This is a genomic window from Neorhizobium petrolearium, assembly GCF_017873175.1.
Lineage (GTDB): Bacteria > Pseudomonadota > Alphaproteobacteria > Rhizobiales > Rhizobiaceae > Neorhizobium > Neorhizobium petrolearium.
In genome coordinates this window covers 73417-87366 of record NZ_JAGGJW010000003.1, presented here as the reverse complement: position 1 = coordinate 87366, position 13950 = coordinate 73417, and the positions used below count along the sequence as shown (strand labels likewise).

At 62.6% G+C, this 13950-nt stretch carries 12 protein-coding genes; 4 read left to right on the top strand and 8 right to left on the bottom strand.

Annotated elements, in window-relative coordinates; genetic code table 11:
• Window positions 1-22: 22 nt before the first annotated feature.
• Both J2046_RS06650 and J2046_RS06645 read right to left on the bottom strand, forming a co-directional pair.
• Window positions 23-922, bottom strand: a complete 900-nt coding sequence (locus J2046_RS06650) for a DUF817 domain-containing protein (protein ID WP_210050421.1) — start codon at window positions 920-922, stop codon at window positions 23-25.
• On the bottom strand, window positions 922-1545 hold the full coding sequence (locus J2046_RS06645; protein WP_210050420.1) for a ribonuclease D: 624 nt from the start codon (window positions 1543-1545) through the stop codon (window positions 922-924). The genes J2046_RS06650 and J2046_RS06645 overlap by 1 nt, the downstream gene beginning before the upstream one ends.
• A gap of 495 nt (window positions 1546-2040) precedes the next feature.
• On the opposite strand from J2046_RS06645, the gene J2046_RS06640 reads away from it, so the two are divergent.
• The 4 genes from J2046_RS06640 (at window position 2041) to J2046_RS06625 (ending at window position 6407) form a co-directional block, all read left to right on the top strand.
• Window positions 2041-3780: an alkaline phosphatase gene (locus J2046_RS06640; protein WP_210050419.1), complete on the top strand. Its 1740-nt coding sequence runs from the start codon at window positions 2041-2043 to the stop codon at window positions 3778-3780.
• Between the two features lie 115 nt (window positions 3781-3895).
• The gene (locus tag J2046_RS06635) at window positions 3896-4360 is read left to right on the top strand and encodes a hypothetical protein (protein WP_210050418.1); all 465 of its coding nucleotides are present in this window, start codon (window positions 3896-3898) and stop codon (window positions 4358-4360) included.
• A gap of 2 nt (window positions 4361-4362) precedes the next feature.
• Window positions 4363-5052, top strand: coding sequence for an ABC transporter ATP-binding protein (locus J2046_RS06630; protein WP_210050416.1), 690 nt, complete (start codon window positions 4363-4365; stop codon window positions 5050-5052).
• Window positions 5049-6407, top strand: a complete 1359-nt coding sequence (locus J2046_RS06625) for an ABC transporter permease (RefSeq protein ID WP_210050415.1) — start codon at window positions 5049-5051, stop codon at window positions 6405-6407. Before J2046_RS06630 ends, J2046_RS06625 begins: the two co-directional genes overlap by 4 nt.
• Here the strand turns inward: J2046_RS06625 and J2046_RS06620 are convergent.
• The 6 genes from J2046_RS06620 to infB all read right to left on the bottom strand — a co-directional run bounded on the left by J2046_RS06620 (window position 6404) and on the right by infB (window position 13912).
• Entirely contained in the window at window positions 6404-7393 is a 990-nt protein-coding gene (locus tag J2046_RS06620) for an Ldh family oxidoreductase (protein ID WP_210050414.1), read from the bottom strand. The genes J2046_RS06625 and J2046_RS06620 overlap by 4 nt on opposite strands.
• Window positions 7394-7442: 49 nt before the next feature.
• Window positions 7443-8414: a TonB family protein gene (locus J2046_RS06615; protein ID WP_210050413.1), complete on the bottom strand. Its 972-nt coding sequence runs from the start codon at window positions 8412-8414 to the stop codon at window positions 7443-7445.
• Entirely contained in the window at window positions 8411-8923 is a 513-nt protein-coding gene (gene exbD, locus J2046_RS06610; protein WP_210050412.1) for a TonB system transport protein ExbD, read from the bottom strand. Before exbD ends, J2046_RS06615 begins: the two co-directional genes overlap by 4 nt.
• 6 nt (window positions 8924-8929) lie before the next feature.
• Window positions 8930-10006, bottom strand: coding sequence for a tonB-system energizer ExbB (gene exbB, locus J2046_RS06605; protein ID WP_210050411.1), 1077 nt, complete (start codon window positions 10004-10006; stop codon window positions 8930-8932).
• Between the two features lie 313 nt (window positions 10007-10319).
• The gene (gene kduD, locus J2046_RS06600; protein WP_210050409.1) at window positions 10320-11078 is read right to left on the bottom strand and encodes a 2-dehydro-3-deoxy-D-gluconate 5-dehydrogenase KduD; all 759 of its coding nucleotides are present in this window, start codon (window positions 11076-11078) and stop codon (window positions 10320-10322) included.
• 77 nt (window positions 11079-11155) lie between these two features.
• Window positions 11156-13912, bottom strand: coding sequence for a translation initiation factor IF-2 (gene infB / locus J2046_RS06595; RefSeq protein ID WP_210050407.1), 2757 nt, complete (start codon window positions 13910-13912; stop codon window positions 11156-11158).
• Window positions 13913-13950: the final 38 nt, after the last annotated feature.

Here is a 13950-nt window from a genome sequence, read left to right as displayed (position 1 = left end):
AGGCGACGATAGGTTTCGAAGGTTAACGAGTTATTGCCGGCTGATTAGGACATGTTCCAATGAGAGTTGGAGGCCGCGGCTTGAGGACCAGCGTGACCAGCACAAAACTGACGTAAAGAAGCATGTACCAGGATCCGAGCTTGCCGAATGAAACCACATGCCAGGTCTTCTGCGTCGGATAGATCCAGGTCCCGGTCAGCGTGCCGATGTTCTCCGCAACCCACAGGAAGGCGGATGAGAGGAACGCTGCCACGACCAGCGGCATACGCAGTGTCGTCCGGTCTGTCGTGAAATGGATATCGACGCGCCGGAAGACGACGACAGTTGCTGCGAATAGAAAATAACGCAGATCCGGCAGGTAGTGATGACTGAAGAAATTGACGTAGATCACGATCGCCAGCAATCCGGTGAGCCACATTGGCGGATAGTGGGTGAAACGCATGTCGAAGATGCGCATCGTGCGGGCCATGAAGGAACCGACGGAGGCATACATGAAGCCGGAAAACAGCGGCACGCCGGCGATCTGAATGATCGCGGGTTCCGGATAGGCCCATGATCCCATATGCACCTTGAAGACTTCCATGACGGTGCCGGTGACGTGATAGACTAGGATAACCTTGGCCTCGTCCCAGCTTTCCATCCTGAAACGCAGAAAGAGGAATTGGATTGCCAATGCGGCGATGAACAGGAAATCGTATCGGTAAAGCGCCCAGTCCGGCTGCCAGACGAACTTGGTGACAAGCAGCAGGGTGAGCATGATCGCGGCGAACAGGCAGGCCCAGGCCTGTTTCAGCCCGAAAAGGATGAGCTCGGAAAGCCACCAGGGAAGTGGCGCGAGCGCCCCGCGAATGAGAAGGCGCAGCGGTTCGAGATAAGGCCCCGTCTCATGCGTCGGAGGACGTTCTGGGAGACGCCGGTCCATCAGCTGTGGGCGAAGATATCCGTCTCTTCCCAACCGAGCAGGTCAAGTTTTGCCCGGGTCGGCAGGAAGTCGAAACAGGCCTGGGCGAACTCGAGGCGGTTGTCGCGCACGAGCCGCTCGTTCAGCTTGTCGCGCAGTGCGTGCAGGTACAGCACGTCGGAAGCGGCGTATTCGAGCTGCGCCGGCGAGAGCACCTCCGCAGCCCAGTCGGACTGCTGCTGCGCTTTGGACACGTCGATATCGAGCAGTTCCTTGAGGTTGTCCTTGAGGCCGTGCCGGTCGGTATAGGTACGTGTCAGGCGCGAAGCGATTTTGGTGCAGAAGGCAGGAGCCGTGGTCACCCCGAATGTTTGAAAGAGAACGGCGATATCGAAACGGCCGTAGTGGAAGATTTTCTGCCGGGATGGATCGGCAAGCATGGCGACGAGGTTCGGCGCTTCTCTTTGGCCTGCGGCGATGCGGATCACGTCGGCGGAGCCATCGCCCGGCGAAAGCTGCACGACACAGAGCCGGTCGCGGCGCGGAACGAGGCCGAGTGTTTCCGTATCGATCGCGATAGCACCCGGGTAGCGAGCTGCATCGGCTGCCGGAATATCGCCTTCATGATATCGAATCTCTGCCATGTCCGTCTCCGTCGCCTGTGTTCGGCCATCCGCTATAGACCACGTTTTTCGCCAAGGATACCGTCATCTTCGGGAGGCGAAGGCCCGGACCACCGAAAAGCCTGTTGCCGAGCGACAAGTTCAAGCCTGAGCAAATGCTCAGCTTTGCGCTAAATGCATTGCTGCATTGCAACAGAATGGATTGGCACGCTTAATCGATTATCCTATATCAACAGTCATCGAGCGACGCACTCCTCCTCCCAGCGTCGCTGGATACGGATCGGCAACATCCTCCTCCCAGTTGTCGATCAAGTTTAAAGCCTGGCGCATCCTCCTCCCGCGCCAGGCTTTTCTATTTTCAGCCTTCTCCTCCGTTACCCTTTGATCGACACGCTGATGCGTCGGACGGGCTCGTCCGGTTCCGCCGAACGATATGGCGATAACGTCACGTGCGTGTCACGGGCCGCCGATATAGCAATCCTCGCCTTCCCTTTTGAACTTTTCGTGAGGTTTACTATGCGCAAGCTTTTTGCCGCTCTGGTCGTTTCGACCGCACTCGCCGGTGCTGCCCAGGCCACTACCGTCTATCCGCTGGATCGTGCGACGATCCTCGCCGGCTCCCCTTTCGACTTCAAGGTTGAGTTCAGCAGCGTCGTGAAGCCGGAGGACGTCAAGATCACCGTCAATGGCCAGGACTACAAGGCCGCTCTCGGCAAGGATGTCCAGTTCGTCGCCGAAGAGAAGGTGAAGGACAAGGTTGCTGGCTCTGCCGTCATCCTGCGCAATCTGACGATTGCCAATGCAGGCGACTACAAGGTTGAGGTTTCCGCCGGTTCCGAAACGAAGAGCGTTACCTGGAACGTCTATAACACCGGGACAACCCCGAAGGCCAAGAACATCATCTTCATGCTGGGCGACGGTCTTTCCGTGGCGCACCGGACTGCCGCTCGCCTCATGTCCAAGGGGATGACGGAAGGCAAGGCGAACGGCCGCCTCAATATGGACGACCTCGATCGCATGGCCTTCATCGGCACCTCGGCAGCCGACTCGATCACCACCGACAGCGCCAATACCATGTCGGCCTACATGACCGGGCACAAGGGTGCCATCAATTCGCTCGGCGTCTACGCCGATCGCACTGCAGATACCTTGGACGATCCCCGCGTCGAGACCATTGGCGAGGCGCTGCGTCGCCAGACGAAGAAGTCGATCGGTATCGTCGCCACCTCGGAAATCGAAGATGCAACGCCGGCAGCCGTCGTGTCGCATACCCGCCGCCGCGACGACAAGGCAGAGATCGTCGGCATGATGTTCGACCTGAGGCCGGACGTCATCCTTGGTGGCGGATCCGCCTACTTCCTTCCGCAGGCGACGAATGGATCGAAGCGCAAGGACGACAAGGACTATATCAAGATGTTCCAGGATGCAGGCTACAAGCTTGCGACCGACAAGAACGAACTGGCCGCCGCCACGAACGCGGACAAGATCCTCGGCCTCTTCCACACCGGCAACATGGATGTGGCTCTCGACCGGGAATTCCTCAAGAAGGGCACCGTCGGCAAATTTCCCAATCAGCCGGGCCTCGTCGACATGACGAAGACGGCGATCGATCAGCTATCGAAGAACCCGGAAGGCTTCTTCCTGATGGTCGAAGCCTCCAATATCGACAAGATGACGCATCCGCTCGACAACGAACGTGCGGTAGTCGACACGATCGAATTCGATCAGGCGGTCGGCGTGGCCAAGGATTTCGTCGCCAGGAACCCGGATACCTTGCTCGTCGTGACCGGCGACCATACGCATGGCATCACCATTGTGGGCATGATCGACGATGAGGCTGAAGGAACCGAAATGCGCGAGAAGGTCGGCGTGCGCGGCTTCCCGAACTATGTCGATGCCAACAAGGACGGTTTTCCGGACAGCGTCGACGTGACGAAGCGTCTTGCCATGTTCGTCAGCAACTATCCGGACCATTACGAGACCTTCCGCCCGAAGCTCGACGGTCCGTTCAGCCCGGCTGTTCAGAACGACAAGAAGGAATACGTCGCGAACGAAGCGTACAAGGATGTTCCCGGCGCAGTCTTCGTCCAGGGCAACCTGCCGAAGGATGCGAGCTCGGGCGCCCATACGGTCGATGACGTGGTGCTGCAGGCAACCGGTCCCGCTTCGGAGAACTTCAAGGGCTACATGGAGCAGAGCGACGTCTACAAGGTCCTCGCCGATGCCTTCGCGCTCGGCGTGAAGCAGACGAACTAAAATGGCAATGGCGGCATGCCCATTTGGCGTGCCGCCTGCTGCTTCCTTTGGCCGCTTGCTTTGCCGGTCGGAAAGAAGAAAATAAGTAACGTGATCTGGATTGAGGGAGAGCGGCATGAAAAAGTCGTTTGGGGCGCAATTGAGCCGCCGTCGGACACTGGGTTTCGTGGTCGGTCTGCCATTGTTGATGGTGGGGGGCAGGGGCGAAGCTTCCGATGACCTGACCTTTGATGATCTCTACGGCAAGATCAGCGTTCTGGGGCTCGAATTCTCCGAAAAGGTGAAGAAGCTTGCCGGAAAGCCGGTTGCGATGCGCGGCTTCATGGCGCCACCGCTGAAAGCAGAAGCGCAATTTTTCGTGCTGACCGAAGTGCCCATGTCCATCTGCCCCTTTTGTTCGTCCGATTCCGATTGGCCCGACAATATCGTCGTCGTCTACCTCAACCGCAAACAGACCTTCACACAGCCGAACGAGACGATCGAGGTGCGCGGCACGCTTGAGGTCGGCTCATGGACCGATCCCGATACCGGGTTCGTCAGTCGCCTGAGAATCCGCGACGCCGCATACCAGGCGGTCTGAACATGCTTTCGTTGCATATTGATAGCCTGATCAAGTCGTTTCCCGGGCTGGATGGCCCCGTCCTTCGGATAGATTCCCTGGCATTCTCTCCCGGAGATCGAGTTGCCGTGACCGGCGGCTCCGGTTCCGGCAAGAGCACATTCATCAATGTCGTTACCGGTTTGGAACGGGTTACGACCGGCAAGGTTGTCTGGAACGGGCGAGATATCGCTCGGCTCTCGGAAACATCGCGCGATCGCTGGCGGGCCGAGCATATCGGCCTCGTCATGCAGGATTTCCACTTGTTCCCGGGCCTTTCCGCCGTTGAGAACGTGCTTCTGCCGGCGCGGCTTGCGCGCGTCGCCGATGCGGCGATGGTCACCCGGGCCTATGAATTGTTGAAGACCGTTGGCCTTTCCCGGCCGGGTCAGAAGATCGAGACGATGTCGCGCGGCGAGATGCAGCGCGTGGCGATCGCCCGCGCGCTTCTGCGCAAGCCGGGCGTGATCGTCGCCGATGAACCGACTGCAAGTCTGGATGCGGAGGCGGGCGAGACTGTCGGCCGGCTGCTGCTCGACATGGCGGCGGAGACGAAGAGTACGCTGATCGTCGTTTCACACGACCAGCGCCTGATCGACCGGCTGGATCGTCGCCTCACCCTCCGTGCCGGACGTATCGTCGCCGATAGCATGCGTGAAGAGGTAGCGGCATGATTCGCTTCATCTTGGCCGATCTGCGCCGTCTCTGGGCCGGTGCCGCCGTCGTGATACTCCTCGTGGCGCTTGCGACGGCACTGGGCGTCACCGTGACATTGCAAGAGCGGGCTTTGCGTCTGGGCAGTGCCCGGGCGGCGGACAAGTTCGACCTCGTCATCGGCGCGGCGGGGAGCGAAACCCAGCTTGTCCTGTCCTCCGTTTTCCTCCAGCCCGCTCCCTTGCCGCTGATGCCGGGCGAAGTCCTGGCGAAGCTCTCGAAGGATTCGCGGGTCGCCTGGGCAGCGCCCGTGGGCTTCGGGGACTCCTTCGCCGGCTATCCGCTGGTTGGCACGACGCGCGCCTTGATTTCCAGCACCGTCTCCGGTTTTGCGGAAGGCCGCATGTTCGAGCAGGAAGGCGAAGCCGTGCTGGGTGCGGCCGTCAAGCTGCCGGTCGGTGCAGAAATCAAGCCGATGCACGGCACGGCTGCGACGGGCGGAGAGACCCATGCGGGCATCGTCTATCATGTCGCGGGTAAACTGCGGCCAACGGGCACGCCGTGGGACCGCGCCATTCTGGTGCCGATCCAGGCCGTCTGGCATGTCCATGGACTCGGTCACGAGCATGGGCACGAAGAGGAAGAACATCACGAAGGCGACGCGCCTGAAGTGACGCCCGCTGCCGCAGCCACCGATGAGCACGGCCATAGCCCTCTGGAAGCCGCGCAGGAACACGATCACGAGAACGAGGTGGCAGCCGCCGAAGAGCATGATGAGGACCACGACGACCATGCCATCGACGGGGATGCCCCGATCGTTGAAGATTTTTCCGCCGACACTCCAGGCCTCCCTGCGGTGCTGGTGAAGCCGAAGACGATCGCGGACGCCTACAAGCTGCGACAGGAATATCGCAGTGGCAATACGCTGGCCGTTTTTCCAGGCGAAGTGCTGACTGGCCTCTATGCCACGCTCGGTGATGCCAAACTGGTCTTGAGCGCCGTGGCGGCGGGTTCGCAGGGCCTCGTGGCGGCTGCGCTGGTTCTCGTCACCGTCACGCATATCGGCCAGCGGCGACGCCAGATCGGCGCGCTGCGGGCTTTCGGAGCGCCACGGCTTTCGGTCTTCGCGATCGTCTGGCTGGAACTCTTTTCCCTGGTCGCGCTCGGCATTGGCCTGGGTTTCCTGGCAGGTCTGGTTGCCGCCGGGGTGATTGCCGGCCTCTTCACGGCCGAGAGCGGCATCGTGCTGCCGGTCGAATTCACCTATGAGGATCTACAGCTCGCGCTTGTCCTGCTCGGCGTCTCGGCCGTGCTGTCGGCCGTACCGGCGATACTGGCCTATCGCCAGTCGCCGGCAACGGCGCTTCGTGCTTAAGCCAATGCCCTGATCGATGCGATCAGCTCGTCCTCGATATCGAGGCCCTGTTCGATCGCCGTTCGGCGGGCGGTCTGGCCGCGCCGGCCGGGCAGGCGAACACCCTCTTCCGCCGTCATCTCGCGCGCCAGTTCGGCGATCCGTTCGGCGGCCGATCCGGCCCCGGCAGAAGGATCGATAACGATCAGCATTTGCCCGACGGAAGGCGGCGTGCCTTTCTCTTCCATGAACGAACTGGCCTCGTAGGAGAAATTCGATCCCGTCAGGCCCGCCGCAAGTATCTCCACCATTAGCGCCAGTGCCGCGCCCTTGGCTCCGCCGGAAGGCGCCATGAGGCCCTTCAACGCTTCGTTAGCGTCGGTCGTCGGCCTGCCTTCCCGGTCGAAGGCCCAGCCTTCCGGAATGTTCACGGCCTTCTGCTTGGCGGCCATTATCTTGCCCGCCGCCACGGTGGAGAGCGCCAGATCGATCACCAGCGGGTCCTCGCCTGCTACCGGCGCCGCAAACGCAATCGGGTTGGTGCCGAACAGGCGTTTCCTCCCGCCCCACGCGGCCATGGAGGCCGGCGCATTGGCGAACATCAGCGCCACGAGGCCCAGTTCGGCAAACCTTTCGACTGTCAGCGCCATGACGCCGGCATGGTGCGATCGATGCACGAGGCCAAGCGCGATACCCTGCTCGCGGGCGATTGCGGGCAGGTCCGCGACGGCAAGGTCGAAAGCCGGATAGGCGTAACCGAGCGCGGCGTCGACGGAAAGCACCGCCGGCCGGGGTCGCGTGGCGACCGGCCTTGCCTTGCCGTCCACCTTGCCGCTGCGTGCCTGGCCTATATAGGCCGGAATGCGCCTGAGCCCATGCCCGTATTGCCCGGCGGCCTCCGCATGCACGAGCGCGCATGCGAGGGAACGAGCGGTCTCGGTGAGGACGCCATTGGTTTCGAAAACACTCTTCACGAGCGCTTCGGTTTCTTCGAGGGTCATGTGCATGCTGGATCCAGATCAGTTCAGGAGCGGATGCCGCGTAGAAATCAGGCGGTCATTCGCACTTTACTGGCTGGCTCAGGAAACTTGCAACACCGGACGGCGGCGCCGGGATCGGCGAAGCGCGCCGGACGGCTGATGTGACATAATTGTCGATTGCCGAATCGCCTGACGACCGGGATACGGAGACGCTGCCGATATTGCCGCTGCCATCGAAACTGAAGCGAACCGTCACGATACCCGTTCCGTTACCGGGGCATTTGCGGGCGTAGCGCGCAATCTTCGTCCGCACGCGCGTCATCCATTTGGCCGGCGAAATCGATTGCGAGAAGAAGCCTGTCGAGTTCTGGCTGGCGGCGGTGCGGTCCGATTGCCTGGCCTGAACTTTCGCCTCGGCCATATCCTGGCGAGCCTGCTGTTGTTGTTGCTGTTTCGGCTTCTGGCTCCTTTTGGCCTGTTCCCTCCTGGGCTCAGGTTTCTTCACTTCATCCGGTTTTGGCAGCTCAGGCCGCATCATCGGCAACGGCACCTCGACATTTTCCAGCGCAGCCGTCATCTGCTCCTCGATCGGGTCGATCTCTTCGACAGGCTCCGGTGGCGGTTCAGGAATGGTCCGGGTGATCTGGGGTTCCGGTTCTGGCATTTCCGGAGGCGGTTCTTCGATCACCGGTTCGGCAGGAGTTGGCTCCACCGGCTCCGCGACCTTCTGCTGTTGCTCGACCGGTTCCGGCGTCGGTTCGGGCTGCGGTTCCTCGACCGGCTCCGCCTGCTCGCTCTTGACCTCCTCCTGATCCAGCTGGTCGGGGGAAATCTGGTCCTCTTCGGTATTGACGGCCTCGGGTTCCGGAGCAAGCTCGATCATGATCGCGGCCGGCGGCGAATTGTCGGCCGGCGCATCCGGCGTTTCCTGTATGAGAAGTGCAGCAGCACCGATATGCACCGAAAGCATCAACAGCCCGGCGACGCTCCAGAGCGCCAGTTCGCCGGCGCGCCCGCTCGGGCCTGCCTGCGAGGTGACGAGGCTCATGGCGCAACTCCCGGGGAGAGCGTGGCCGGTGGAGCTTGCGGCTGCGGAGACGGCGCTTCTGTAGCACCGACCGCAGGTGTGGGCTGTGTCGGGAGAGTTTCGAGCCCCACCAGCGCGATCTTCAAATAACCGGCGTCCCGCAGGAGGTTCATGACTTCCATGAACTGCCCGTAGTCGACGGCCTTGTCGGCACGCAGGAAGATCCGCGTATCCTTGTTGCCCTCTGTCACAGCACCGAGCGCTGCCGCCAGCTGGTCGCGGGCCACGGGATCATTGCCGATGTTGAGGCTCAGATCCTCCTTCACGGTCAGGTAGAGCGGTTCGTCCGGCCGGTCGGCCGGCTTGGCGGTCGAGGCAGGGAGATCGACATTGACGTCGACCGTCGCAAGCGGCGCGGCCACCATGAAGATGATCAAGAGCACCAGCATGACGTCGATGAACGGCGTCACGTTGATCTCGTGGTTCTCCGAAAGGTCCTCGCCATGATGTTCGCGAATGCCGCCGGCCATGGTCGATCAGCCTCCTGCCACCAGCGAGACCGGCGTCTTGCGGGCTCCCGGCGGGATCTTGCGGAAATCGAGGTCACGGCTGACCAGCCGTTCAACGCCGGCGGCCGCGTCCGCCAGAAGCTGCCGGTAACCGGTGATGGAGCGGGCGAAGACGTTGTAGATGACGACGGCCGGAATGGCGGCAACAAGGCCGATTGCGGTCGCGAGCAAGGCTTCCGCAATGCCCGGTGCGACGACGGCCAGATTGGTTGTGTTGGACTGGGAGATGCCGATGAAGGAATTCATGATGCCCCAGACCGTGCCGAACAGGCCGACGAAGGGCGCCGTGGAGCCGATGGTCGCAAGCACGCCGGTGCCGCGCGACATGCGCCGGCCGGCATAGGCCTCGATGCGGGAAAGAACCGAGCTGACGCGCTCCTTGATGCCGTCGCCGTGAGCATGGTCGAGCGCGGCTTCGGATAGCTGCATCTCCTCGGCGGCGGCGCGCAGCATCAGTGCGGCAGGCCCGCCGCGGCTGCCGGCTGCATTGACCGCTTCCGAAAGTGTGCGGGATGTGCGGATGGTCTTCAAAGTCCGGCCTGCGCGGGTGCGCGCTCCGGCAAGCTCAAGCGTCTTGGCAAGCCAGACGGTCCAGGTGATGAGCGAGGCGAAGGCAAGTCCCAGCATCACGCCTTTGACCACCCAGTCGGCCGCCATGAACATGCCCCAGGGGGAAAGATCATGCGGCAGGTCGGAGCGGCGTTCCGGTTCGAGGAACTGTGTGAACACATCGGCGGGCTCTTGCGCGACCGGCTGTTCTTCCTGTTCGGCGGACGTCGGTTGCGCACCATTGTCTGTGTCGCGCTGCACGGTCGAAGAAGCAAGCGCTGGGGTTTCTGGCTGCAAAGGTGGGGTTGTCTGCGGAGCTTCGTTCGGCCCTGTACCGGATGGTGCAGGTTCGGCCTGCGTTTCAGGCGTTGCGATGGACGGAGCAGAAGGAGCAGGAGCGACGGATTGAGCGGGCTCGGTTGTTTGCGGGGCGGGCGCTTGAGCCATCGCCGCCGGGACGGCCAGCAGCGTGGCAGCCAGTATCGTGAGCGTCATCGGGAGCCGGCTCCTGATCGGCTGGCGCATGGAAAAAGCGGGCTTCAGGATAACGGACATAACAGGCGATACTCCGGACTATTCGGCAAGGCAGACAGCGCATGGGCGCGGATCGGCATTGACGGAAACGAAGACATCGGAACGCCGGCGGCCTCAGCCGATGCATTCGCGATGTTGCTGCTACCCGATAATAAACATGAGTAAGAATGGCAACTAATAAATCTTGAGAATGCCGATCAAATTCACCTTACACGGCGGCAGCCATGCCGCCGGCACGGGGATCGCTCTCGGTCTGCCATGAAAACAGGCGGGATTATCGTGCCAGCCAGCCGCCGTCGACCGGCAGCACGATGCCGTGGATATAATCCGAAGCCGTTGCGGCGAGGAAGACGGCAGCGCCTCCGAGTTCTTCGGGCTGGCCCCAATGGCCGGCCGGGATGCGGCCGAGGATCGCCGCATTGCGGTCCGGGTCGTTCCGCAGCGCTTCGGTATTGTTGGTCGAGAAGTAACCGGGGGCGATGGCGTTCACATTGATGCCCTTGCTCGCCCATTCGCAGGCAAGCAGCCGGGTGAGGCCGGCAAGCCCGCTCTTGGAAGCCGTGTAGGAGGGGATGCGGATGCCGCCCTGGAAGGAAAGAAGCGAGGCAATATTAATGATCTTGCCGCCCTTGCCCTCGGCGATCAGATGACGCGCGAAGGCCTGACAAAGGAAGAAGACCGTCTTCAGGTTCACGTCCATCACCGCGTCCCAGTCGGCCTCGGTGAAATCGATCGCATCGGCGCGGCGGATGATGCCGGCATTGTTGACGAGGATATCGGTTCGGCCCGTCCAGTCGAGCGTTTCCTTGATCACCCGGTCGACCGGCTTGATCGTTGCAAGGTCCGCTTGGATCGATTTGGCCCGCCCGCCTGCGGCGCTGATCGCCGCTTCCGTCTCGGCCATGGAGGATCGGCCGACCAAGGCTACATCCGCTCCAGCTCCGGCCAGCGCCACTGCGACCGCTTGGCCGAGACCTGTATTGGCGCCGGTGACGATCGCCGTCTTGCCGGTCAGATCGAATGAAACAGCCATATTCTGTCTTCCTCCACCAAGATAAAAAAACGCCGGGAATTTCTTCCCGGCGGTTCGTAGCATTATTGAGCCAGTGCTTAAAGCGTGCGCGTGACGTGTTCGACGCGGAAGCACTCGATGATGTCGCCGGCGCGGATGTCTTCGTAGTTCTCGAAGGCCATGCCGCATTCCTGGCCGACCGGCACTTCCGAGACTTCGTCCTTGAAGCGCTTGAGCGTCTTGAGCTTGCCTTCGTGGATGACGACGTTGTCGCGGATGAGGCGAACGCCCGCACCACGCTCGACCTTGCCTTCCGTGACGCGGCAACCCGCAACCTTGCCGACCTTGGTGATGTTGAACACCTCCAGGATTTCGGCATTGCCGAGGAAGGTCTCGCGCCGTTCCGGCGACAGCAGGCCCGACATTGCCGCCTTCACGTCATCCACGAGGTCGTAGATGATGTTGTAGTAGCGGATTTCGATACCTTGACGCTCGGCGAAGGCGCGTGCCTGGGAATTGGCACGCACGTTGAAGCCGATGATCGCCGCATTGGAGGCCTCGGCAAGCGAAATATCCGACTCGGTGATGCCGCCTGCGCCCGAATGGACGATGCGGGCGCGAACTTCGTCGGTACCGAGCTTTTCGAGCGCGCCGGCAATGGCTTCGATCGAGCCCTGCACGTCGCCCTTGATGACCAGCGGAAACTCCTTCACGCCGGAAGTCTGGAGCTGGGTCATCATCTGTTCCAGCGAACCGCGTGAACCCGACTGACGAGCCGCCGCCTTGTCGCGGGCGAGCCGCTGGCGGTATTCGGAGATCTCGCGGGCGCGGCCCTCGTTCTCGACGACGGCGAACTTATCGCCTGCCTGAGGTGTGCCGGAAAGACCGAGCACTTCGACCGGCGTGGCTGGCCCCGCTTCCTTGACATGCTCGCCCTTGTCGTCGACGAGCGCGCGCACGCGGCCCCACTGATCGCCGGCCACGATGATCTGGCCAGGCCTCAGTGTCCCCTTCTGCACCAGCATGGTTGCGACCGAGCCACGACCACGGTCGAGCTGGGCTTCGATCACCGTGCCTTCGGCCGTCCGGTTCGGATTGGCCTTGAGGTCGAGAATTTCCGCCTGCAGCAGGATCGCTTCGAGCAGCTTGTCGAGATTGGTTCCGTTTTTGGCCGAAACCTCGACATCCAGGGTCTCGCCGCCCATGCTTTCCACGAAGACTTCGTGCTGCAGCAGTTCGGTGCGGACCTTCTGCGCATTGGCCGTCGGCTTGTCGATCTTGTTGATCGCAACGATGATTGGAACACCCGCCGCCTTGGCGTGGTTGATCGATTCGATCGTCTGCGGCATCACGCTGTCGTCAGCCGCAACCACCAGGATGGCGATGTCCGTCGCCTGGGCACCACGGGCGCGCATCGCCGTGAAGGCGGCGTGGCCGGGCGTATCGATGAAGGTGATCTTCTGGCCGTTCTGCTCCACCTGGTAGGCACCGATATGCTGGGTGATGCCGCCTGCTTCGCCGGCGACGACGTTGGCATGGCGGATCGCGTCGAGCAGTGAGGTCTTGCCGTGATCGACATGGCCCATGATGGTGACAACCGGCGGACGCGACACCAATTCGCCTTCGTCGTCGGCAACGTTGAAGATGCCTTCTTCGACGTCCGATTCGGAGACGCGCTTCACGGTATGGCCAAATTCGCCGGCGATGAGTTCGGCAAGGTCGGCGTCGATGACGTCGCCCGGCTTCATCATCTGGCCTTCCTTCATCAGGTACTTGATGACGTCGACGGCGCGCTCGGACATGCGCTGCGACAGCTCCTGAATGGTGATGGTCTCCGGAAGGATGACCTCGCGGACGACCTTTTCACGCGGCTCCTGCATCTGGCTGCGGCGGAATTTCTCCTGCCGGCGGCGGATGGCGGCGAGCGACCGGCCGCGCGAGCTGCCCTCGTCGTCTTCACCGCTCACCGTGGTGATGGTGAGCTTGCCGCGGCGGCGCTCTTCCTCCGTCTTCGGTCGTGCCGGAACCTTGGCGGGCGCCGGAGCCGCCACGCGGCCACGGCTCGGGACGCCCCGCGGCGGACCGCGATCATCATCCTCGTCCTCATTGGCACGGCGACCACGACCGGCGGCCGGTTGAACGCCCGCGGGCGCCGGAGCACCGGCGGGACGCGGGGCCTGCGGGCGGGCTTCCTGAGGCCGGGCAGCCGGAGCGGCAGCACGTTCAGCCGGCCTCTCGGCAACTGCAGGCGCCGGAGCAGGTGCTCCGGCCGGGACAGGTTCTTCGGCGGCCGGCGGCTGCGCCTTGGCTTCTTCAGCACGACGGGCGGCTTCTTCCGCTTCTTCCGCCTTGCGGCGTTCTTCCTCCACCTTGCGGAGTGCTTCTTCCTCGGCGCGACGCTTGGCTTCCTCGACTTCGCGGGCCTGGGCTTCCATCAGCGCACGACGGCGTGCCTCCATCTCTCCGGCGGAGAGATCATGCAGGACCTGCGGGCGTTGAGGCTGCTGGCGCTGCGGCTGACCGGACGGTCCGCCGGACGGGCGCTGGCCCTGCTGCGGAAGTGGGCGCTGGCTCTGTGGCGCCGGCTGGTGGATCCGGGGTTGCGGCGCGGCAGCCTGCGGGCGCTGCTGCGACGGCTGCGCGGTCTCGGCCGGACGCTGGGCGGGGGCGGGTGCCGTAAAGGCTGGCTTTTCGTCTATCGGCCGGGTTGGCCGCCGCTTCACCGTCTCGACGACGACCGCCTTCGTGCGACCGCGACCCATGTCCTGGCGCACAGTACCCTGGCTCATCCCCGATGGCTTCAGGGTGAGGGTCTTCTTTACGCCGAGTGTCTTGTCGTCTTTATTATCGGTCATTCCGTTCCTGTTCCTTCGGACAGGAACGGATGGAAGCC

Bases quoted from the DNA above. Each gene is read 5' to 3' on its own strand.
- J2046_RS06645 (WP_210050420.1), bottom strand. From the start codon at position 1,545: ATGGCAGAGATTCGATATCATGAAGGCGATATTCCGGCAGCCGATGCA.
- kduD (WP_210050409.1), bottom strand. From the start codon at position 11,078: ATGGCTGTTTCATTCGATCTGACCGGCAAGACGGCGATCGTCACCGGC.
- J2046_RS06625 (WP_210050415.1), top strand. From the start codon at position 5,049: ATGATTCGCTTCATCTTGGCCGATCTGCGCCGTCTCTGGGCCGGTGCC.
- J2046_RS06620 (WP_210050414.1), bottom strand. From the start codon at position 7,393: ATGCACATGACCCTCGAAGAAACCGAAGCGCTCGTGAAGAGTGTTTTC.
- J2046_RS06650 (WP_210050421.1), bottom strand. From the start codon at position 922: ATGGACCGGCGTCTCCCAGAACGTCCTCCGACGCATGAGACGGGGCCT.
- J2046_RS06615 (WP_210050413.1), bottom strand. From the start codon at position 8,414: ATGAGCCTCGTCACCTCGCAGGCAGGCCCGAGCGGGCGCGCCGGCGAA.
- J2046_RS06635 (WP_210050418.1), top strand. From the start codon at position 3,896: ATGAAAAAGTCGTTTGGGGCGCAATTGAGCCGCCGTCGGACACTGGGT.
- J2046_RS06630 (WP_210050416.1), top strand. From the start codon at position 4,363: ATGCTTTCGTTGCATATTGATAGCCTGATCAAGTCGTTTCCCGGGCTG.
- infB (WP_210050407.1), bottom strand. From the start codon at position 13,912: ATGACCGATAATAAAGACGACAAGACACTCGGCGTAAAGAAGACCCTC.
- J2046_RS06640 (WP_210050419.1), top strand. From the start codon at position 2,041: ATGCGCAAGCTTTTTGCCGCTCTGGTCGTTTCGACCGCACTCGCCGGT.
- exbB (WP_210050411.1), bottom strand. From the start codon at position 10,006: ATGACGCTCACGATACTGGCTGCCACGCTGCTGGCCGTCCCGGCGGCG.
- exbD (WP_210050412.1), bottom strand. From the start codon at position 8,923: ATGGCCGGCGGCATTCGCGAACATCATGGCGAGGACCTTTCGGAGAAC.